Origin of the sequence: Paenibacillus sp. FSL P2-0089 (assembly GCF_038595095.1) — a bacterium.
Lineage (GTDB): Bacteria > Bacillota > Bacilli > Paenibacillales > Paenibacillaceae > Paenibacillus_AQ > Paenibacillus_AQ silagei.
In genome coordinates, this window is the sequence record NZ_CP152006.1 from 3,064,057 (window position 1) to 3,086,099 (window position 22,043).

General features: G+C 55.0%; 18 protein-coding genes. 14 read left to right on the forward strand and 4 right to left on the reverse strand.

Translation table 11 applies throughout. The features are described 5' to 3' along the window. Window positions 1–398: 398 nt before the first annotated feature. The 13 genes from NST69_RS12540 (at window position 399) to NST69_RS12600 (ending at window position 16,618) form a co-directional block, all read left to right on the forward strand. Window positions 399–1,610 carry an MFS transporter gene (locus NST69_RS12540; protein ID WP_342549458.1) on the forward strand — a complete coding sequence of 404 codons (1,212 nt, stop codon included), beginning with the start codon at window positions 399–401 and terminating at the stop codon, window positions 1,608–1,610. A 116-nt stretch (window positions 1,611–1,726) separates the two neighbouring features. Continuing rightward, on the forward strand, window positions 1,727–2,794 hold the full coding sequence (locus tag NST69_RS12545) for a fatty acid desaturase (protein ID WP_076074548.1): 1,068 nt from the start codon (window positions 1,727–1,729) through the stop codon (window positions 2,792–2,794). 166 nt (window positions 2,795–2,960) lie between these two features. Continuing rightward, window positions 2,961–4,100 (forward strand): sensor histidine kinase, encoded by a 1,140-nt coding sequence (locus NST69_RS12550; RefSeq protein ID WP_340953395.1) that lies wholly within the window; start codon window positions 2,961–2,963, stop codon window positions 4,098–4,100. Next, on the forward strand, window positions 4,097–4,699 hold the full coding sequence (locus NST69_RS12555; protein ID WP_076074553.1) for a response regulator transcription factor: 603 nt from the start codon (window positions 4,097–4,099) through the stop codon (window positions 4,697–4,699). The genes NST69_RS12550 and NST69_RS12555 overlap by 4 nt, the downstream gene beginning before the upstream one ends. Before the next feature lie 409 nt (window positions 4,700–5,108). Further along, window positions 5,109–6,554, forward strand: a complete 1,446-nt coding sequence (locus NST69_RS12560; protein WP_342549459.1) for an SWIM zinc finger family protein — start codon at window positions 5,109–5,111, stop codon at window positions 6,552–6,554. Window positions 6,555–6,603: 49 nt separating this feature from the next. Next, window positions 6,604–8,460 (forward strand): HEAT repeat domain-containing protein, encoded by a 1,857-nt coding sequence (locus NST69_RS12565; RefSeq protein WP_342549460.1) that lies wholly within the window; start codon window positions 6,604–6,606, stop codon window positions 8,458–8,460. A gap of 83 nt (window positions 8,461–8,543) precedes the next feature. Beyond that, the gene (locus NST69_RS12570) at window positions 8,544–9,647 is read left to right on the forward strand and encodes an AAA family ATPase (RefSeq protein ID WP_076074576.1); all 1,104 of its coding nucleotides are present in this window, start codon (window positions 8,544–8,546) and stop codon (window positions 9,645–9,647) included. Beyond that, window positions 9,644–11,989, forward strand: a complete 2,346-nt coding sequence (locus tag NST69_RS12575; protein ID WP_342549461.1) for a DUF5682 family protein — start codon at window positions 9,644–9,646, stop codon at window positions 11,987–11,989. The genes NST69_RS12570 and NST69_RS12575 overlap by 4 nt, the downstream gene beginning before the upstream one ends. Beyond that, on the forward strand, window positions 11,990–13,231 hold the full coding sequence (locus tag NST69_RS12580) for a VWA domain-containing protein (protein ID WP_051478324.1): 1,242 nt from the start codon (window positions 11,990–11,992) through the stop codon (window positions 13,229–13,231). A gap of 123 nt (window positions 13,232–13,354) precedes the next feature. Continuing rightward, a complete protein-coding gene (asd, locus tag NST69_RS12585) occupies window positions 13,355–14,440 on the forward strand; it encodes an aspartate-semialdehyde dehydrogenase (protein WP_209873247.1) in 1,086 nt (361 codons plus the stop codon). Between the two features lie 147 nt (window positions 14,441–14,587). Beyond that, the gene (locus NST69_RS12590) at window positions 14,588–14,773 is read left to right on the forward strand and encodes a DUF3934 family protein (protein WP_036729188.1); all 186 of its coding nucleotides are present in this window, start codon (window positions 14,588–14,590) and stop codon (window positions 14,771–14,773) included. Window positions 14,774–14,889: 116 nt separating this feature from the next. Continuing rightward, entirely contained in the window at window positions 14,890–15,585 is a 696-nt protein-coding gene (locus NST69_RS12595) for a pseudouridine synthase (RefSeq protein ID WP_342549462.1), read from the forward strand. Between the two features lie 94 nt (window positions 15,586–15,679). Continuing rightward, window positions 15,680–16,618, forward strand: coding sequence for a hypothetical protein (locus NST69_RS12600; RefSeq protein WP_342549463.1), 939 nt, complete (start codon window positions 15,680–15,682; stop codon window positions 16,616–16,618). A gap of 97 nt (window positions 16,619–16,715) precedes the next feature. Here the strand turns inward: NST69_RS12600 and NST69_RS12605 are convergent, their stop codons facing one another. Then, on the reverse strand, window positions 16,716–18,524 hold the full coding sequence (locus NST69_RS12605) for an ABC transporter ATP-binding protein (protein ID WP_342549464.1): 1,809 nt from the start codon (window positions 18,522–18,524) through the stop codon (window positions 16,716–16,718). 198 nt (window positions 18,525–18,722) lie between these two features. Between NST69_RS12605 and NST69_RS12610 the strand changes: the two genes are divergently transcribed. Continuing rightward, a complete protein-coding gene (locus NST69_RS12610) occupies window positions 18,723–19,295 on the forward strand; it encodes a GNAT family N-acetyltransferase (protein WP_342549465.1) in 573 nt (190 codons plus the stop codon). A gap of 410 nt (window positions 19,296–19,705) precedes the next feature. Here NST69_RS12610 and thiE read toward each other — a convergent pair whose 3' ends face one another. From thiE to thiM, 3 genes are read right to left on the reverse strand one after another with little or no spacing between them, the layout of a single operon-like run. Continuing rightward, complete coding sequence (gene thiE / locus NST69_RS12615; RefSeq protein WP_342549466.1) at window positions 19,706–20,371, reverse strand: thiamine phosphate synthase; 666 nt, start codon at window positions 20,369–20,371, stop codon at window positions 19,706–19,708. Continuing rightward, the gene (thiD, locus tag NST69_RS12620; protein ID WP_342549467.1) at window positions 20,368–21,195 is read right to left on the reverse strand and encodes a bifunctional hydroxymethylpyrimidine kinase/phosphomethylpyrimidine kinase; all 828 of its coding nucleotides are present in this window, start codon (window positions 21,193–21,195) and stop codon (window positions 20,368–20,370) included. Before thiD ends, thiE begins: the two co-directional genes overlap by 4 nt. 27 nt (window positions 21,196–21,222) lie before the next feature. Then, a complete protein-coding gene (gene thiM, locus NST69_RS12625; RefSeq protein ID WP_342550169.1) occupies window positions 21,223–22,026 on the reverse strand; it encodes a hydroxyethylthiazole kinase in 804 nt (267 codons plus the stop codon). Window positions 22,027–22,043 lie beyond the last annotated feature (17 nt).

Sequence of the window (22,043 nt, forward strand, 5' to 3'; positions counted from 1 at the left end):
AAGTGCGTCTTATATAAGTGGAAAAACTCCAACTCTTTCAGCCGAAATCTTTGAAACCGGTGAAGCAGTTGGATAAACGACACTTACTGGAAGCGAAATTGGAGCTTTAGCGGAATGGGGTCGAATTAGATGACAAAAATCCACGTAATCTTCTTACGGAAAGAAAAACGGATTTATTAAGTGTATAAAATCCAACTAAGGTGGCGAACAGGGGCTGCTTTTCGTTCATCATTACTGCTTCTGTATTGGAACGATTAATCATGCTACTATAAGTAATCAATAGACGAATTATAATATTATCCTTAAATATATAGACAAATAAATAAAACATCTATATATTAATATACAGATTAGATGTTTATCTATTTAGTCTATTTTGAATGATGGAGGATGTTAACGTGTTAAGTAACAAGTATGTACGGACGATTATGCTGTCAAATGTGCTATTGCAGCTCGGGGTATGGGTGCGGAATTTTGCGATTCTGCTGTATGTGACGGAGATTACGCAGAATGATCCTTATTATGTCTCGCTCATTTCGGTGGCTGAATACGGCCCGTTGTTTCTGTTCGCCATCATCGGGGGAACCTTCGCAGACCGCTGGCGGCCCAAACGGACCATGATCGTAAGTGATCTGCTGTCCGCTTGCTCAGTCTTTGCTGTGTTGCTGGTGGTGCTGTCGGGCTCATGGAGGGCCTTACTGTTCGCAACGCTGGTATCTGCCATCCTGTCCCAGTTCTCACAGCCTTCGGCGATGAAGCTGCTTAAGCAGCATGTGCCTGAAGAGCAGCTGCAGAGTGTAATGGCCATGTTTCAGTCGCTTACAGCCTTCTTCATGGTCATTGGACCGGTGATCGGCACCTTCATCTATAGTCATTACGGCATTGAGGTCTCACTTGCTGTGATGGGCGGGATGTTCATCGGCTCGGCGCTCATTCTGGTCAAGCTGCCCGCTGAACGGAGGGAGGAGACCGGACAGGCCCGCAGCGGGTTCCTGGCGGAGATGATATCCGGACTGAATTATGTGCGTGCAAGCCGGGTACTGAAGAACCTTGGAGTAACGTTTGCCTTCGCGGGGCTTGCCGCCGGACTGGTTCAGCCGCTGGGTGTCTTCATCATTATGGAGAATCTGGGCAGAGACAAAGGCTTCCTGCAGTGGGTGATGATGGCGAATGGAGCGGCGATGCTGCTGGGTGGAATGTTTATTATGAGTAAAGGCAAAACTATGAAGCCGCAGACAATGTTATCCCTAGGCCTGCTGATCAGTGCGGCAGGAACGGTAGGGGTAGGCTGGTCGCATCACACAGCGCTCACGCTGGTGCTCCAGACGGTTAGCGGATTCTTTTACCCTTGTATTCATATCGGTATCAATACCCTGCTGCTCCGTCACACAGAGACTGCTTATATGGGCAGGGTGGGCGGCATTATGGGGCCGATGTTCATGGGCTTCATGGTGATCGGAATGTCTGTAGCCGGCTACGCCAAAGGCACGCTCTCCCTATCCGCAGTCTTCACCGGCAGCGGCATACTGTTCCTGATTGCGGTGCTGATTCTGCTGCCGCTGCTCAGAACGAAGGAGGCGGGCAGACAAGCACTCCAGAGCCGACTATGACATTTGTCATATAGCAGAGTTGATATTTATGACTTACGGGGATGACACTTCTTTCTTTATACTGGAAATATAAGAAGTATCCTTGAATGGATGCATCCGAGGAGGAACCGATCCCGATGACCAACAACCAGATACCCCAGCTCTCTACATTGAAGAAAAGCGTAGCACCTTACGAGAAAACAGACCTCAACACGAGCATAAAACAGCTCATTAATACGCTTGGGCCCCTGGTGCTATTATGGACCGCTGCTTACTTAAGCTTATCCGTGTCCTACTGGCTGACGCTGCTGTTCGCTATTCCGGCTGCCGGCTTTGTCATCCGCACCTTTATTATTTTTCATGACTGCTGTCATGGGTCGTTCTTCAAGAACCGCAAGGCCAATGATATTGTCGGCACCATCACCGGTGTGCTTACCCTGGTCCCTTACCGCCAGTGGAAGCACAGTCATTCGATTCATCACGCCGGAAGCAGCAATCTCGACAAAAGAGGCATCGGGGATATCTGGATCATGACGGTGGATGAATATGTGGCTGCCAAGCCGCTCCAGCGGCTCTATTACCGGATCTACCGTAACCCGCTGGTAATGTTCGTCATCGGACCGATTGCCGTATTCCTCATCCAGTACCGGTTCAATGCCAAAGGGGCAAGACGCAAGGAACGGATGAATACGTACCTGACCAATGTGTCCATTGTGGGTCTATATGCTGGAATTATTCTGCTCATAGGCTGGCAGGCGTTCCTGCTGGTACAGCTGCCGATTGTGTTCGTGTCCGGCTTCCTCGGCATCTGGCTGTTCTATGTACAGCACCAGTTCGAACATACTTACTTCGAGCATGATGAAGAGTGGAGCTACGTGAACGCCGCTGTAGAAGGAAGCTCTTACTATAAGCTGCCGAAGCTACTACAATGGATTACCGGCAATATCGGATTTCACCATGTGCATCACTTGAGTCCGAAGGTGCCGAATTATAATCTGGAATTGGCTCACAATGCCAGCCCGCCTTTGCAAAAGGCAACCACCATTACACTCAGCACCAGTCTCGAAGCGCTGAAATACCGTCTTTGGGATGAAGAGCATAAGGTCTTCCTCAGCTTCAAGCAGTTGAAGCAGCGCTTGCGGAAGAGTGAGCCTGCCGTGAAAGAGGGGCTGAAGGTAATCAAACCTGGGTTCCAGAGCGAATAGAAGCGGTAACATGATAACATGCAGAAAGACAGATCCGGGGAGCAGGATGCCGGGTCTGGTCTTTCTTTTTAGAATACACACAGGTTGTTTCGAAGGTAGTTGCCGGTCGGAGGCTGGTTTATGTTAAAATGGGGGTATAAACTTGCTGGCAAAAAGGATGGCTAACATGCAGAAGTGGCATCATATTTTTCATAAAAGTACGGGACTGAGCCCTTATGTATGGGTTGTTTTTTACATTCTTCCGTTCTATTTTATCTTCCGATCCTCCTCGGCGGACCGCTGGGTGTATGGCATCCTGATGATTATGGTCTTCTTCGCCTGCTACGTGCTGTCGTTTAAGTCCAGGGGCTGGGTGGTCTATTTCTGGACCAGTGTGCAGATGATAGTTTCTGTTACGATGACGCTGCTGTTCGGGTACATGTACTTTGCGCTGTTTTTGGCTTTTTTTATCGGGAATATTCAGAAAAGAGCGGCCTTCTTCACCCTCTATCCGATCCATCTGCTGACGACGATTGTAGCCATTAACTATGAGCTGATTATGCGCAATCCCGTATTCCTCTCGCAGCTGCCGTTCGTGCTGGTCAGTATTATTGCCGTGGTGCTGCTTCCGGTCACAACCTATAACCGCAACAGGCAGGATAAGCTGGAGGAACAGCTGGAGGATGCCAACAAACGGATCTCCGAGCTGGGCATTATGGAAGAGCGTCAGCGGATCTCCCGGGATCTGCATGATACGCTGGGACAACGCCTGTCACTGATCGGACTGAAGAGTGACCTGGCCGGCAAGCTGATCACCAAGAATCCGGCACAGGCCATGATCGAAATTAACGATGTCCGCGTAACCGCCCGCAGCGCGCTTAAGGAAGTCCGGGAGATGATCACACAGATGCGGGGCATCCGGGTTGAAGATGAGCTGGTGCGCATCCGGCAATTCCTCCAGGCGGCGGAGATCGGTTATATACTGGAGGGTGATCCCGTTCTGACTAATACCTCGCTGATTACCGAGAATGTGCTGAGCATGTGCATGAAGGAGGCGGTAACCAACGTGGTGAAGCATAGCGGCGCCTCGCTGTGCCGGATACAGATTGAATCTTCACGGACCGATCTGGTCATCAAGGTGAAGGACAACGGCGGAGGGATTGAAGGGACCAAGCTGTATCATAAGGGGCATGGCCTGCAGGGAATGCGGGAGCGGCTTGAGTTCGTGAACGGTTCGATGGAAGTGATCCAGGATGAAGGAACTACAGTAGTGATTAAGGTGCCGAATGCGTCGCAGCAGCCGGACATGGAGGTGAACGCGCAATGATATCAATCGTGATAGCTGAAGACCAGCGGATGCTGCTGGGAGCGCTGTCGGCGCTGCTGGACCTGGAGGAAGACATGAGGGTGGTCGGCAAGGCGGGCAACGGGGAAGAGGCTGTGAAGCTGGTGAAGCAGCTACAGCCGGATATCTGTATTATGGATATTGAAATGCCGGCTATGACGGGCCTGGAAGCGGCAGAAGCCCTGAAGGGGGCAGGCTGCAAAATCATGATTCTGACCACGTTTGCCCGGGCAGGGTACTTCGAGCGTGCGGTCAAGGCCGGAGTGGATGCCTATCTGCTTAAGGACAGTCCCAGCGAGGAGCTGGCGCTGTCGATCCGCAGTGTCATGGACGGCAAACGGATGTACGCGCCGGAGCTGATGGATGAAGCCTACAGCAAGGAAGCGAATCCGCTGACCGAGCGGGAGAAGGAAGTGCTGGGGCTGATCGCAGACGGCAAGAACACGAAGGAGATCGCCAGCCAGCTCTATATCACCACCGGAACGGTCCGCAACTATATCTCGGTCATTCTGGACAAGCTGGATGTGGGCAACCGGATTGAGGCGATTACGCGGTTTAAGGAGAAGGGCTGGTTCAAATAAAATATCCCTTCGGGGAAGCAGGAACGGCAGCTGTCTTTTAGGAGGGCTGGCCGTTTTTTTGTAAATATAAGAATTTATATGTTGCACACGATAACTTATCCTTATATTTCTCGCTGAAACGGTACCGTCATTTAAAAGGACGGCAAAGCCGTTTCCACTTGTCGGCTATAGAGTGTACATAAACCGCTTAGAACGGAGCTTGACCAGAAGCGAATCTAGGACCTATCACCCATTTTTCATCTGAAAGCGGTTACTCTATTGGATTGGACGCCAAGATTTGCTAAAATAAATGCAAACATATGATCTTATTTGTAGTCGTTTCATGTGAAGTTGGGTAATAAATACTTGTGCCCCGTACGCACGTTTATTCATTCTGCTTACATCCTAATTCAGCCGGGAGGAATCTAATTTGCCAGAGCTAACATCCACGTACGTCGATTCACTTGCACCCAATGCTGCTGCGATCAAGAACGGCCAGGGGCTGGTCCGCAAAAAGAGCTTTGTGGAGCTCCATCAGTCGGAGAACGGAGAGCTATTATTCGGAAAATGTGCCGGAAGCGGCAAAACGCCCTATGAGTGCTCAGTGGACTTCATCGTACAAGACAGCCCGGTCTTCCGCTGCAGCTGCCCCAGCCGCCAATTCCCCTGCAAGCACGCACTAGGTCTGCTGTATGCCTATACCGAAGGCCAGACGTTCACACCTGCCCCGGTTCCCGAGGACATCGCATCGAAGCGCGAGAAGGCGGAGAAGCGGGAAGAGAACAAGGTGAAGCAGGCGGCTGAAGGAGCAGAGTCCAAGCCGAATAAGGTTAACAAATCCGCCCTGAAGAAAAAAATCAACGCGCAGCTCGAAGGGCTTGACCTGCTGGAAAAGCTGGTACTCTCCTTCGTACGCAGCGGCCTGTCCACGATTGACAAGTCTGCGGCCAAGACGCTTCAGGGGCATGTGAAGCAGCTCGGGAACTATTATTTGTCCGGGGCGCAGATTGAGCTGCGCCGCTTCGCGAATCTGATGTTCAGCGGCAACGATCAGGAGCAGAACTATACATATGCGGTGGAGCAGCTGACACGGCTACACGCATTTATCAAGAAGGGCCGGGCGTATCTGCTGGCCCGGAGCGAGGACCCGGAGCTGGCGCTCGATCACGAATCCACGATTGATGAATGGCTGGGCCATGCCTGGCAGCTTAGCGAGCTGAAGGAATACGGGCTGGTGAAGGAGGGGGCAGAGCTGCTGCAGTTATCCTTCTACAGCTACAACGATGCGGCCCGTCAGGAGTTCGTAGACCTTGGCTTTTGGCTGGACCTCTCTGCGGAAGGCGGAGAGATCCGCCGGACCTTTAACTACCGCCCATACAAGGCGGCGAAGCTGATGCGCGAGGAAGACAGCTTCTTCGACATTGCCGTGGTTCCTCAACTGTATACTTATCCTGGGGATATGAATGCCCGTATCCGGTACGAGTCCATGTCTTCAAGACCGGTGCAGGGTACTGATCTTGAGCGGGCGGCCGCCAAGGCTCACCGTTCATATTCGGAGGTCTTCAAGAAGGTGAAGAACCAGATCAAGAACCCGCTGAGCGGCAAGCAGCCGGTCATGCTGCTGCATGCCGCAGCTCTGGGCGTCACAGAGAACGGCCAGTATGTTATGACTGACGGGGAAGGAACAAGGCTCCTTCTGGAGGATATTCCGTCGATGCCGCAGGGCACAGTGGAACTGCTGCCGTTCCTTCCGGCAGGCGCCCGCGAAGATTGTACAGTTCTGGTCATGTTCGAGCATGACCTGGACCAGGGACGTCTGCGTGCCCAGCCGCTAAGTGTCATTAAGGACGAAGAGATCGTTCGTCTGCTGTACTAGAGTAATTCAACATAATCCACAAACCTTTATTCATATGGGAGGACAATCCATGAGCACAGCGTTATTGCAGGAGCTGCATCAGGAATACAGAAGACTGTATATTGCCGGAAGTGAGCTGGCGGCCGAAGATTTCCGCCTGAAGCGGCTGCTTCCGCAATTTCAGCAGCTAGGCGAGCGGTCACCGGTCTTTAAGAAGCTAGGCGAGGGAATCACGGCACTGATTGAACCGGGGAGCCCGGACGGTCCTGCCCCGGGCATTCAATTGCAGGAGAATACCCTGCTGCTGGAGTCCGTTCTGTATACTCAGGGAACGACAACCGTGGATGGAACTCCCGGACCCTTGCCGGTTCGGAAGTTCACCCTGCAGACGAATCAGACTTACCGGAAGCTTGCGCCTGTGCTGGAAGCACTCACCACTACCGGAAGCGGCAGATATGAGATTGTAGTGGATGCGTATAAGGGTGGGGTCTTCCAGGATCTGCGATTGCTGCCGCTGGCGGTCTCTGCGCTGAACGACCCGTATGCGGAGCTGGCGGAATATGCGATGAATCATATTCTCCCGTCCTACGGGCCGGTCATTGCCAGCCACCTGCTGGAGAGTCTTAATCTCTCAGGGGGAAGAAGTGAGGTCCGCAAACTGGAGGTAATCTGGAAGGTCGGTGCAGACGAATACCTGGATAAGATCTTCCACGCTGCCGAGAGTGGAAGTGAGGAGGTCCGCGCTGCAGCCATCAGATGCCTGGGCGGTTATGAACAATTCACGCCCAACCTGCTGGAGTGGTCCACTGACAAGAAGAAAGCCATCCGCGAAGCGGCCTATGCGGCGCTGGCGGCAGGCGGTACGTTACAGGGAGGGGAACGGCTGGTTGAGGCATTCATCCAGAAGAAGGACCGCGAGATTCTGGGCAGAGTGCTGGCGGACGGGCATTCCGCAGAGGTGAGTGCCCGTCTGGCGGCATTATTCATGGAAGAGCTGCAGGCAGCCCCGCAGAAAAATGACGGCGTGAAGCTGACAGACAAGATATGGAATGAGCTTCTTCCCTTCCTTACCGCTCTTCGCCGGGTACGGAGTCAGCAGCTGGATGAAATCTACAGCTATATCCTTCAAGAGTATCCCCGGTTCTCGTCACTGGGCTGGATTCCGCTTTTGGACCACGCAGCCTTGTATAAAGAGAAAACTCCAGACGGTGCTGCTCTGGCAGAGCTTGCAGAGCTGGAGAAGCGGAGCGTGCGTTTCCTGCCGCATTATTTCCATGCCGCCCAGCAGTCTATAAGTCCGAAGGAGCTATTCGACCGGTTCGCCGGCGGAACCTTCTTGGATAAACTCAAAGCGCTTGTGGGTAAGGAAGCCAAGGATGCGGCTCAGCGCTCCCAGCTGCTGATTAATACCATTGAGGATCAGGTTGTGGATATCCGCCGGAGGAATTATGAAGTAGAGTGGGATGCAGCGGGAATCAGACAGCCTTACAGCAGGGAGATGCTTCCGGTTGAGGAGATTGCCGCAGCTTGGGACCCCCGCTGGCTGGACTGGTTCATCCAGCACAATGCTGTGAATCTGGCCAGTGCCTTTGCCCGGCCGGGTCACAAGGGCGTGCGGAACTTTCTGGTTGATAAGCTGCAAGACCTGTCCAAACGCCGTGCCAGTGATTTCATTCCCAACATCTTCAAGGGACTGGAAAGGGCCGGGATGCCTGAGCCGGAGCGTCTGGAACTGTTGATGAGTGCCCTGGAGACTAAGAGTCCTCATAACCCGTATACCTTCGAATTGTATATATTTAAAATGATGGAGCGCTTCCCTGCCAGCTATGCCAGCCGTGTGGAAGCGGTTATTCCCAACTATAGATATGAATGCAAGCAGCAGCTGGAATATGTGCTGGACAGCCTGCGGAGTGCCAAGAATACCTGACCCTTATAACAGCTACCCTGTTCCTCAAAGCCATACATTCTTAACTTTAGCTTTTCACAAAACAGTTGCAAGGAGAGGTGTACATGTCAACAGAACAAGATCAGCTTCAGGATTACATGCGTCTGCCTGCCGAAATCCTGTACCAGGATGAGTTGGAGGCTCTGCGCAAGGAGGACACCGGGCGTATTCCGGCCGGATGGCAGATGTCCCCGCGTTCAGTTCTCACGTTCATTACTGGCGGCAAGGCGGGCAAGACCGTGATTACGCCGAAATACATCGGCAACACCAGGCTGATCGAGATGGCGGTTGCCACGCTGGTCACTGACCGGGCGCTGCTGCTGATCGGGGAGCCGGGCACCGCGAAATCCTGGCTGTCCGAGAATCTGGCAGCGGCGATCTATGGCAACTCGGGCATGGTTGTACAAGGGACGGCGGGAACAAGCGAAGAGCATGTGCGCTATTCCTGGAACTATGCCATGCTCCTGGCGAACGGACCGACGCCGGAGGCGCTGGTTAAGAGCCCGATTATGCGGGCGATGGAAGACGGCGGTATTGCCCGGTTTGAAGAAATCTCCCGCTGTGCTTCCGAGGTACAGGACGCGCTGATCTCGATTCTGTCGGAGAAGACGATCTCTGTGCCGGAGCTGGGCAAGGAGACCAGTGCCCGCAAGGGCTTCTCGATTATTGCCACGGCAAATACCCGGGACCGCGGAGTCAATGAGATGTCCGCTGCCCTGAAGCGGCGCTTCAATATCATTGTGCTGCCTGCGCCATCAGACCTTGAGACGGAGCTGTCCATTGTGAAGAAGCGTGTCGGCGAGATTGCCTCCTCCTATGAGCTGCAGGCTGCTGTTCCGGCGGATGAAGCGCTGCTTAAGGTGGTCACCATCTTCCGCGAGCTGCGCAGCGGCATGACGCTCGACAAGAAGGAGAAGGTGAAGACTCCAGCCGGTGTAATCTCCACGGCAGAAGCCATCTCGCTGCTCACGAACAGCATGGCTCTGGCGGCAAGCTTCGGGAGCGGAGAACTGACCGACGAGGATCTGGCAGCGGGACTCCAAGGGGCGATCGTCAAGGATGACGACAAGGATAAGCTGGTGTGGAAGGAATATCTGGATAATGTAATGAAGAAAAAAGGAGCGGACTGGCGCGGACTCTATCAAGCCTGTAAGGAGATGAACGAGTGAGCAGGGCAGCGGTTGCCGGCGTTCATGTTTTCGGAGTCCGGCATCTGTCTCCGGGCGGTGCCAGGCATGTCCTGGAATACTTGAACGAGCTGCAACCGACCGCCGTGCTGATTGAGGGGCCGAGTGATGCAAGCGGAGAGATCCGCCATTTAACCCATGCGGTAACGAAGCCGCCGGTGGCTATTCTGGCCTTCACCGAGGATCTGCCCGTACGGACGGTGCTCTGGCCGTTCGCTGTGTATTCCCCGGAATTTCAGGGGATGAAATGGGCGCAGGAGCACGGGGCGGTGGCAGAGTTCATCGATCTGCCTTCCTCCATAACCTTAGGCTTACAGGATGCGTTACGGCAGGATACCGGCGCCCGTCCGGAGCTGAAGCCTGCGGCTGAGGAGCAGGGGGAGCCGGTCGAAGAGGAAGTCAGTGAGCCGGAGTCCGTATACAGCCGGATTGCCCGGCTTGCCGGTGAGCATGACTATGATATGTACTGGGAGCGTAATTACGAGCATAACGCCAGCAGCGGCGCATACCGCGCCGCGATTCTGGCCTTCTCTGCCCAGATGCGGGAGCTGTCGGAGTCCACGGAGCGTGCAGAGCAGCCGCGGGAATATGCTTATAACGCGTTGCGCGAATCTTATATGAGGCGGAGAATTAAGCTCAAGATTGAAGAAGGGCATCTGCCGGAGAAGATTGTTGTGATCTGCGGTGCATACCACGCTGCCGCACTGGCTGATCTCTCGGAGGGGATGAGCGATACGGAGCTTGCGTCATTGCCTACACGCTCTACCAAGCTGACGCTGATGCCGTATTCCTACTATAAGCTCTCCACTATGTCGGGTTACGGTGCGGGCAACGCGGCTCCACACTACTTCCAGATGATGTGGGAGCTGATGGCCTCAGGCCGCGCTGAGGAGCTGCCCCATCTCTATCTCTCCTCTGTGGCCCGGATGGTGCGCAGAGCAGGGACACACCGCTCCACGGCCGAAGTCATTGAAGCGGTGCGGCTGGCAGAGTCGCTGGCGGCGCTGCACGGCGGAAGCGCACCTACGCTGCGCGATCTGCGCGATGCCGCACAGACCTTGCTCGGCCATGGTGATCTGGCCGTTATCGCCGATTCGCTGGCCCGGGTGGATGTCGGTACGAATATCGGAAGGCTGGCCGATGGCGTCAGCCAGACGCCGATTCAGGATGACCTGAACCGGCTGCTGAAGCGCTACAAGCTGGAGAAGTACAGATCGACTGTAGCCAGCGACCTGACGCTGGATCTGCGCGAGAACCGCCGGGTGTCAAGCAGTGAAGCGGCTTATCTCGATCTGCACCGCTCGGTGCTGTTCCACCGGCTGGAGCTGCTCGGTATCCACTTCGCCCGGAATGTGCCGAGCGGCCAGTCCGGGGCGACCTGGGCAGAGCACTGGGTCCTCCAGTGGGCGCCGGAGGTAGAGATTGAGATCGTGGAGTCTACACTGCTGGGCGAGACCATTGAGGTGGCGGCAGCCTACGTGCTGCGCGAGAAGCTGCTGGAATGCAGCTCTATCGCTGAGGCCTCTGCGCTGATTGTCACCGCCTGCGAATGTGCCATGACCACGCAGATGGAGGAGAGCAGCCGTGTGCTGCAGCGCCTTGCGGTGGATAGCCGCGATGTCGTCTCGATTGCCACAGCGGCCAGAGAGCTGGCCAAGATCATTGGTTATGGCGACATCCGCAAGGTGGATACGGCCCCGTTCGTACCGCTGCTGGAGGAGCTGTTCCGCCGGGGCTGCCTGTTCCTGCTGGATGCCAGCGGCTGCAATGATGAAGCGGCGGCGCTGATGATCAGTGCAATGAGTGATCTGAACAACATCTCGCAGGAGCATAGCGAGATTGCAGATACGGCCTTGTGGCTGCAGGAGCTGCTGCAGCTGGCGCAGCGGGATGACCGCAACCCGCGGCTGTCGGGCTTCGCCTGCGCGATCCTGATGGAGCGTGGAGCCATCCCTGCCGGGGAAGTAGCGGCGGAGGTGTCGCGCCGCTTGTCTCCGGGGATACCGGCGGACCTCGGGGCAGGCTGGTTCGAAGGGTTGTCCATGCGTAACCGCTATGGTCTGTTGTCGCGAATGAGCCTGTGGGAGCAGCTAAATGACTATATCAACGCCTTGGAGGATGAGGAATTCAAGCGTGCGCTGGTCTTCCTGCGCCGGGCGTTCAGTACCTTCTCCCCGCGTGAGAAGACGATGATCGCTGAGCTGCTGGGTGAGCTGTGGGGCGTGAACACAGAGCAGGCCGCCGAGATTCTGACAGGAGAACTGAAGGAGGAGGAAGCCAAAATGCTGGATGATCTGAATGATTTTGACTTCGGGGATCTGTAGATGGGTGAAGAAGAGCTGAAGGAAGAGCTGAAGGAGGATAATCAGAACGGCGCCCTTACACGCTGGCGGCTGATTCTGGGGCAGGAAGCGGAAGAGGCCTTGCCCGGCTATGGCCAAGGCAGCGGCCGGACGCTAAGTGAGGAAGAGCTGATTATGGATGCGGCACTGGCGGCTATCTATAATGAGACAGGCGCAGGCAAGGCAGAAGGGAGTGCCGCTGCCGCATCGAAGGGCAGAGGTGCAGGCTCGGGACATGCTGCGATTAACCTGTCCAAGTGGCTCGGAGATGTGCGGAATTTTTTCCCGGAGGATGTGGTCTCGGTCATTCAGACCGATGCGATGGAGCGTAAGGGCTGGAAGCAGCTGCTCTTTGAGCCGGAGCTGCTGGCGGCAGTGAAGCCGGATATCCAGCTGGTGGGTACGCTGCTGGCACTCAAGGGCAAAATTCCGGAGAAAACCAAAGAAACCGCAAGGATGCTGGTCCAGGCGCTTGTGGATGAGCTGGTCAAGCTGCTGGAGACCGATATCCGCCGTGCGGTTACCGGAGCGCTTAATAAGCGGCAGCATTCCCCTTTGCCTTCACTAAGCGGACTGGACTGGAAACGGACGATTGAGCGCAATCTGAAGCACTACGATGCGGAGCGGCGGATGATTATCCCCGAGCGCTTCTTCTATTTCGACCGGGCCCGCCGCAGCAAGGAATGGACGGTCATTGTGGATATTGACCAGAGCGGCTCGATGGCCAGCTCTGTGATCTGGGCGTCGGTGATCGGCTCGATCTTCGCCAGTATCCCGGCGCTGAACACGCGTGTCGTTGCTTTTGACACCGAGGTGGTAGACTTGACGGAGCAATGTGCGAATGATCCTGTTGACATGCTCTTCGGCATCCAGCTCGGGGGCGGCACGGATATTCATAAGTCGGTGAAGTATTGCGAGCAGTTCATCGAGGAGCCGAAGAAGACGCTGTTCATTATCGTATCGGATCTGTACGAGAACGGCAATCAGGCCGGTCTGGTCCGGCGGATGCGCGAGCTGCGGGAATCCGGGGTGCGGACGATGACGCTGCTGGCCCTCTCCGATGAGGGTAAGCCTTCCTATGATGAACGGCTTGCCGCTCAGCTCGCCCGTGACGGAACCCCTTGTTTCGCCTGTACTCCGGCACTGCTGCCTGTCCTGGTGGAAGGGGCACTGAAGGGCCAGGAGCTAGGTGAATTGGCGAAGCGGCTGGGGATGACGCGGTAATTTTATTAGAAGAGGAAACACTTACTTTGTAATCACATATTGTGTAACATGCCGCTATCATTTATAATCGGTTATTAAAAAGCACCTTTCGCTAGGCGCTGCTTGAAAGGAAATGAATTTCTTATGTCGAGGAAGCTCAGAGCGGGTATTGTTGGCGGTACCGGTATGGTCGGCCAGCGTTTCATTGCACTTTTGGAGAATCATCCATGGTTTCAGGTAACGGCGATTGCGGCGAGCGCGAATTCAGCCGGCAAGTCCTATGAGGAGTCTGTTCAAGGCAGATGGAAGCTCTCTACCCCTATGCCGGAAGCAGTCAAAGGCATTATGGTTCAAGATGCCTCCAAGGTAGAGGAAGTGGCTGCGGATGTGGATCTGATCTTCTGCGCCGTAGATATGAAGAAGGAAGAGATCAAGGCGCTGGAAGAAGCTTATGCGCGTACCGGAACTCCGGTGATCTCCAACAATTCGGCACACCGCTGGACACCTGATGTTCCGATGGTGATTCCCGAGATTAACCCGGAGCATCTGGAGGTTATCGCCCAGCAGCGCAAACGTCTGGGGACAGAGACCGGCTTCATCGCCGTGAAACCGAACTGTTCCATTCAGAGCTATATGCCTACTCTGAATGCACTTCATGAGTTCAAGCCTTCCAAGGTGGTTGTAACCACTTATCAGGCGATTTCAGGTGCAGGCAAGACCTTCGCGGACTGGCCGGATATGGTGGATAACGTGATTCCTTTCATCGGCGGGGAAGAAGAGAAGAGCGAGCAGGAGCCGCTGCGGATCTGGGGTAAGGTAACCAGTGAAGGGATCGTGCCAAGCGAGCAGCCGGTAATCACCACACAGTGTATTCGTGTACCTGTGGCTGACGGCCATATGGCGGCTGTCTTTGCTTCCTTTGAGCAGAAGCCTTCCCGCGAGGAGATTCTGGAACGCTGGAACAGCTTCCAGGGACGTCCGCAGGAGCTCGGTCTGCCGAGTGCTCCTAAGCAGTTCATCACGTATTTTGAGGAAGAGAACCGTCCGCAGACCCGTCTGGACCGCGATATTGAGAACGGCATGGGCATCTCCGCAGGACGCCTGCGCGAGGATTCACTGTACGATTACAAATTCGTCAGCCTGTCCCACAATACGGTGAGAGGCGCTGCCGGCGGTGCGGTACTGATCGCCGAATTGCTTAAGGCCGAAGGATATATTCAGCCTAAATAAGCCACTCTATGCTCTTGGATAGATACCTGTTATGCAGCCTGCCGGAGGCTCTCCGCGCAGGCTGTTTGCAGTTGGACCTGACAATCCGCCCGAAATAATGGTAAGATAGAGTAATGTACGACGAAAACTGAATATTGACGGAGTGATATTGTGGCAAAAAGTAAAGGCGGCGGCACAGGTAGAGGAACAGGCAGCAAGGGCTGGACCCGCTGGAATAAGACGGCAAAACCCGTGAAGCCGGCCCGAAGCGGCCCTCCCGGAAGCCCAGGTGCCAAAGGAGCCAAACCGGCTAAGAGCAGCAGCGGCAGCAACAAAACCGGAGGCGCTAAATAAGCGGACATCTGCCCATTGATAATTACCAAATATAAGGGTTATAGGTTGGAGGCAACATCTGATGGCTATGTGAATCAGGTGTTCTTTCATATGTAGGACCTGAAAGCGGGTACTTCATGAGAATTAACAAATACATCAGTGAGACCGGTGTCTATCCGCGCAGAGAGACGAACCGGCTGATTGCCGCCGGAAGGATCACGATTAACGGGAAGGTCTGTACGCCTGGAGCAAGCGTGGAGCCTGGAGATACGGTAGCTGTAGACGGAATTACTGTGACTCCAGACCGGGAGGAGCGGGTCTACCTGGCGCTGAACAAGCCGGTAGGCATTACCTGTACAGCCGCCCGGCATGTGGAAGGGAATATCGTAGATTATATCAACTATCCCTCCCGGATTTTTGCCGTCGGCAGATTGGACAAGCACTCGGAAGGGCTGATTCTGCTGACCAATGACGGGTCGATTGTCAACCGGATGATGCGTTCCGAGCATAGTCATGAGAAGGAATACCGGGTGAGCGTGGATAAGCCGGTCACGGAAGACTTTTTGGCGGAGATGTCAGCGGGTATAGATATTCTGGAGACCCGGACCAAGCCATGCCTCACCCGGCGGATCTCGGATCAGGAGTTCATGATTATTCTGACCCAAGGGCTGAATCTGCAGATCCGCCGGATGTGCAAGGCGCTGGGCTACCGTGTGCTCCGCCTGGAGCGGATACGGATTATGCATATCACGCTCAGCGGTCTTCCGCAAGGGCAGTGGAGACGGCTGACGGAGGAAGAGCTCGCAGAGCTTCATGCCAGACTGGAAGATTAGGGGCAACTCACATACCAGTACGGCTTCCGAAGCGGGCTCCCGGACAGGTATACAGGAAGTCATGCTACCACGACACGACATTTAGGAGGATTACATGCGGATTATTAGCTTATTGATAGCCTTAGCGATCATAGCGGGTTGCTCAAGAACAGGGGATGGCGGATCAGCAGATCCGTCTGCAGCGCCAGCCGCTTCCCCGGCAGCGGATCTCTCAGCAGCACCTGGAGGGCATCAGGAGGAAGACGCGGCTGCCGCAGCGCTCGCGGAAGTGTCCCCTGAGATTGCAGATGAGTATTCGGGATTCGTACATATGGATGCGGTTCAGTTGAACGGGCAGATTTTTCAGGTGTATTACTGGAATAAGGGAGAGTTCAGCTATACACAGTTCGCCATCGTTAAGGAGGGCAAAATGGTCTTTGACAGCAAGAAGGCCGGGCTTACCCTGGAAGGCGGCGGCATTTGGAATGAGGAGGAGCAGCTCTGGGCTGAAGCCGTGGTGCAGAACAACCGGAATACCTTCTTGTTCAGTCTGATGGACAACCGTCCCGCGTACGCGTCTATTGTAGTCGAAGAGATCGACGGAACGATGCAGGTAACGGTTAACGATCTGTTCAGCGTGTATTATGAGGATGTGGATCAGGACGGGAGCGAGGATCTGCTGGCCAGCCCTTATCCGGGTCAATCCCCCCTGGGTCCGGCGCTGATGGGCATCTACCAGCTGGAAGGGACGAATTATGTGCCGGATAAGCTGCTAACCAAGCAATATGCGGTAGATCAGCTTCAGCTCAGTGAGCAGGAGTATAAAAACAATCCGTCCGAGCAGACGTTAGAGCAGCTGCTGAACGCCTATCTGATTCTCGGGCAGCGCAGTGTCGCGCTGACGCGGTTCGAAGAGTTCCATGAGTGGGCCGGACAGCTTGCCGGTGACGGCGGTTATGTGGACGAATATCAACGGCTGCTGCGCAGCACGGAGACGGCTGAACAAATCAGCGGCTGGATAGATAAGCTGAAGCCGCTGCGTTCTACGCGATAAGCCGGACTGATCGCGGACAAGAAGAGAAGGGATTTCCGGGGCAGGTGATGCTGCTCCGGGAATCTCTTTTTCATGTGCTGCGGCCGCACCTACTGGCTTATGAATCTTCCCGCTGAAACTGCTTGTTGTACAAATCCCGGTATACCCCATTCTCTGCCAGCAGGGAAGCGTGCTGCCCCGACTCCACAATCCTGCCATCCTGAACAACCAGAATATTGTCGGCAGCCATGATGGTAGAGAGACGGTGGGCGATGACCATGCTGGTCTTGCCCCGCAGCAATTCATGCATGGCTTGCTGGATGTAATATTCCGATACCGTGTCCAGCGACGAGGTGGCCTCGTCCATAATGATGATGGGCGGATTCTTGAGCAGCACGCGCGCGATGGACATCCGCTGCTTTTCACCGCCGGACAGCTTGATTCCCCGGTTGCCGACAACCGTGTTGTAGCCCTCAGGCAGCTTCAGAATGAAATCATGAATAAAAGCAGCTTCGCAGGCGGCCGTCAGCTCGGCTTCCGTGGCTTCAGCTTTGGCATAGAGCAGATTCTCGCGGATCGTCCCGTTGAATAGGTACGTGTCCTGGGTGACTAGGCCAATCTGTGAGCGAAGCGAATGCAGCGTGAACTCGCGGATGTCCTTGCCGCCGATACGGATCACGCCTGAATCCGGCTCATAGAGCCGGGGAATCAGGTTGGTAATGGTGGTTTTGCCTGCTCCGCTGGGTCCGACCAGGGCAGTCAGTGATCCGGCGACTGCCGTGAAGGAGATCCCGCTCAGAGCGGGCTTGTCCGGGGCGTAGGCGAAATTCACCTGCTCGAAGACGATGTCTTGTCCCTCAACCCGGATTGGAAGAGCCAGCTTAGCATCCACAATCAGCGGGTCCATATCAAAATAGTCAAAAATCCGTTCAAACAGCGCCACCGAACGGTTCACATCGACATAGAGATTGGTCATCTGCATAACTGGAATATACAATCTGCTCAGCAGTGCCACGAAGGTGATAATTGCTCCAATGCTCAGCTCTCCCTGGATGAATAGATAACCCCCGTACAGATAAATCAGCATCGGCCCAATACTGGTGAAGGTGGTAAGGACCAGCATAAACCAGCGGCCGGCCATCGATTCGCGGATTTGCAGCCGTGTCGCCTGGGCGTTTACGGTCTGAAAGCTTGCCAGTGCGGTGTCCTCTCTGGTGAACAGCTTCATAAGCATGTACCCGCTGAGGCTGAGCGTCTCTTCAATGATCTGATTCTGCTCCGAGATCTTCTCCTGCGTCTCTTTGGCCAGCTTCCAGCGGACATTGCCCATTTTGCGGGTCGGCACGATGAATAAGGGAATGACCAGGATGCCTAGCAGCGCAAGCTTCCAGTTCATGATGAACAGGGTTAACGCTGTGGAGATCAGAATGAACAGATTGCTGGCACAATTGACGATGGTGCTGTTGAAGACGCCCTGAATTCCGGCAATGTCACTGGTCATCCGGGTGATGACCTCGCCTTGCTTGACGCCTGAGTAGAACTGCAGCGGCATGCTCTGCAGATGGCGGTACATCTGGTTTTTCATATCATGGACAATATTCTGGGAGATAAAAGAGTTCAAATAATTCTGCAGCACACCGAGCAGTCCTGACAAAACCGTTGTAGCCAGCGAGGCGGCAACCAGCAGGAAGAGCAGCTGCAGATTCTTGTCCGGGAGCGCCCGGTCAATGATCTGCTGAATCAGGATAGGAGGGAGCAGCCCCAGCACTGCGGAGATGCACAGCACGGTCATCACCAGCAGCGTCTGCTTCCAGTACGGAGCGAAATATTTGACGATGCGTAATAGCAGCGCTTTGGATATATCCGGCTTCGCCTCCTCCTCATTGAACTTTAATTTGCCATGCCCGAAGCCTCCTCCGGGTCCCATGGCTCTGAAGCCTCTCGACAATAGGGTCACCAGCTTTGCTTGAATTTTAGGGATACTATATATGTAAAAATAATCCTGCAACATGTCTGTCATGGGCATTATACGCCTGGATTTTCCGGAAGTAAATGCTAAACTGGATAGGTTGGTATGAACCGGAGAACGAGATTGCAGCCTTAAGCTTGGGAGGAGAGAAGCAGAATGATTATTGTTGCACAGGGATATGAAAATAAAGGGCTCCGCTACACGGTGAGATCCGCCTCACCGCAAGATGCCCTCCAGTTGTCCGCGCTGAGGCTGAAGATCGAGGGGGAGACGGAGAATTTAGACCGGGTTCAGGGGGAAGCATTCATCGGCCCGGAGGGCTTCGGGTCGCTTATAGCGGCGGATACGGCCAGCGGCACGAACCTGTTCCTGGTTGCCGAGGTTCAGGACAGGCTGGCGGGCTTCGCCAGATGTGAAGGAAGGCCGCTTCGCAGGCTGGCCCATCAGGCCGAGTTCGGAGTCGGGGTGCTGCAGGAATTCTGGGGATATGGAATCGGCAGGAGCCTGCTGGAGCAGTCTATCGGCTGGGCGGATACCATCAGTCTGGATAAGCTGAGCTTGAAGGTTCTGGAGAGGAATGACAAGGCGATCCGGCTCTATGAGAGCCTTGGCTTCGAGGTCGAGGGTGTCCTGCGCAGAGACAAGCGGCTGGCAGACGGACAATTCTATTCTACTATTGTTATGGGCAGATTACGCGGGGACAGAGGGGGTAGCGTAAGCCAAATGTAATCGAAAAACCGATCATAATTGGACAGGGCGCGCCGCGTAAGCCAAATGTATGCGGAAAACCGAACACAATTGGACCGGGAGTGTCGCGTAAGCCAAATGTATGCGGAAAACCGAACACAATTGGACTTGGCGTGTCGCGTAGGCCAAATGTATGCGGAAAACCGAACACAATTGGACTTGGTGCGCCACGTAAGCGGAATGTATGCGGAAAACCGAATATAATTGGACCGGGCGCGCCACGTAAGCCGAATGTAATCGGAAAACCGAACACAATGGGTATGCGCCCTGGTTAATGCTATATGTCGTCACAAAGCAGACGGGTGGAAAAGTGAGGTACACCCTATGCGTGGCATGAGGCACCCGCATCGTTCCACCAACATTGTTCCACCCGCAGCGTGCCTGGTTTTAAATTATGAAGAAGGAGCGGTGACGAGCTGCGCGAATCTCCGCGTAGTCTCGCGTATATCCTCAGCTCCGGCAATGGCCGAGATGATGGAGAGACCATCCGCTCCCGCCCGGATTACCGGTGGGGCATTCTCCAGGGTGATGCCGCCGATTCCCACCACAGGAATGCTCAGGCCGCTTCGTCTTAGCTCTTCAATGACAGTAGTTCCCCGGACGGCCTGGGCATCATCCTTGGACGAGGTAGGATAGACAGGACCGACTCCGAGATAATCGGCGCCGTCCGCGATAGCCTGCCGGGCTTCCGTCAGATTATGTGCGGAGACTCCGATGATCTTATGCTCACCGAGCTGCTCCCGGATCAGCCGGGCAGGCAGATCATCCTGGCCGACATGAATGCCATCGGCATCCAGCGCAGCGGCAAGCTCCAGATCATCGTTCACGATGAACGGGATGTTATAGGCCCGGCAGATCTGCCGGAGCTGTTGCCCTAGACGGAGCAGTGCGGCACCCTTGAGCGCAGCGGGACCCTTTTCCCGGAACTGGAATAGAGTGATGCCCCCAGCGGCAGCAGCGGTTAAAGTGTCCTCCGGTGATTGGCGGCAGTTCACACTGCCCATAATGAAGTACAGCTTCAGCAGTCTGCGCATGTCCTCGCTATCTATCCGTGTCATAGCAGTATCCCCCTAGTTCTCATCCGGTTCCCATAAGCAAAATGATTCGTCGGCCCCTGCCCGGCCCCGATATTCAGACTATCCTCAATCGCCGCTTGAATGAAGGCCTTGGCGGTATGGACCGCTTCAGGCATGGAGCGGCCCAGCGCAAGACCCGCCGTCACCGCAGCCGAGAAGGTACAACCGGTTCCGTGAGTATGCTTCGTCGCAATCCGCGGGCTGGACATATACTGGAATTCCCGTCCGTCATAGAGCAGATCCACTGCCTCATCTCCTGAGGAGTCATGTCCGCCTTTCAAGATAATGTACTCGGGTCCCATCTGATGAAGCAGTCTAGCCGCCTGTTCCCGGTCTTCCCGGCCCTGAATCTTCATTCCTGTGAGCATCTCTGCTTCTGGAAGATTGGGGGTGATGGCAAGCGAGAGAGGAAGCAGGCTTGTAATCAGCGCCTGTACTGCCTCCTGGAGCAGCAGCTGTGAGCCGCCCTTGGCGACCATGACCGGATCGATCACCAGCTTTTGCTGCCAGCCGTACTGCTGTACTTTACCGGCAACTACGCGGATGATGTCACCACTGAACAGCATCCCAGTCTTGATGGCATCCGGCGGCAGATCACTGCCGATCGAATCCAGCTGGGCTGCAACGGTCTCCGGCTCCATCGGATAGACGCCCTGGACTCCTAATGTATTCTGGGCGGTGAGTGCAGTAAGTGCAGACATGCCGTACACTCCCAGCTCCTGAAACGTCTTCAAATCCGCCTGAATCCCGGCCCCGCCGCCGCTGTCAGAGCCGGCAATGGTCAACGCTTTGCGTATGCTAGTCATCTTGTTCTCTCCTTTGAGGTGCGCTTTCTAGGCTTCGAGCAGCTTCAGCCGTGAGCGGCTGCTGTATTGCTCCGGGGTCACTAGTGACAATTGATTCAGGAACAAGGTCTGGAAGCTGCCCGGACCTTGGGCTTCAGCCGCCTCAGCGGCAAGCTCTGCTGCCACGCCGTAGAAGGAGAGGGCCTCGGCCGCCGCCTCAAGCACCTCCCCGCCGCTTACGGCAAGAAATGCACCCACCACCGCACTGAGCAGACAGCCGGTTCCGGTTACCCGGGTCAGGATGGAATGCCCGTTGCTGGCGATATAAGTGCGCTTGCCGTCCGTGATGATGTCTTCCTTGCCGGTGATAATCACGACACAGTTCAGCTTCTGCGCTGCCTTATTCGCCAGAGCTACTACATCGCCTTCGCCGGCCCCGGCATCCACGCCTTTGCTAGCCCAGCTCTCCCCGGCCACATTGGCAACCTCGGCCACATTGCCGCGCAGCGCAGTAAGCTGTAGCTCACTGAGCAGCTTAGCTGTAACATCCGTGCGGTAGGCGGTAGCACCGGCTCCAACGGGATCAAGCACGAGCGGTACATGGTGGCGGTTCGCAGCCTTTCCGGCCTCGATCATGGAAGCAATGGCAGCTTCATTCAGTGTACCGATGTTCAGCACAACCGCGCCGGACATGGCGGCGACATCCGCTACTTCTTCAATGGCATCGGCCATGAACGGCGAAGCTCCCAGGGCCAGAAGCCCATTAGCTGTGAAGTTAGCAACTACGATATTCGTGATATTATGCACCAGCGGGTTCGTCTGGCGTACTTTGGACAGATAAGACATATGAATTCCTCCTGAAAGATGTA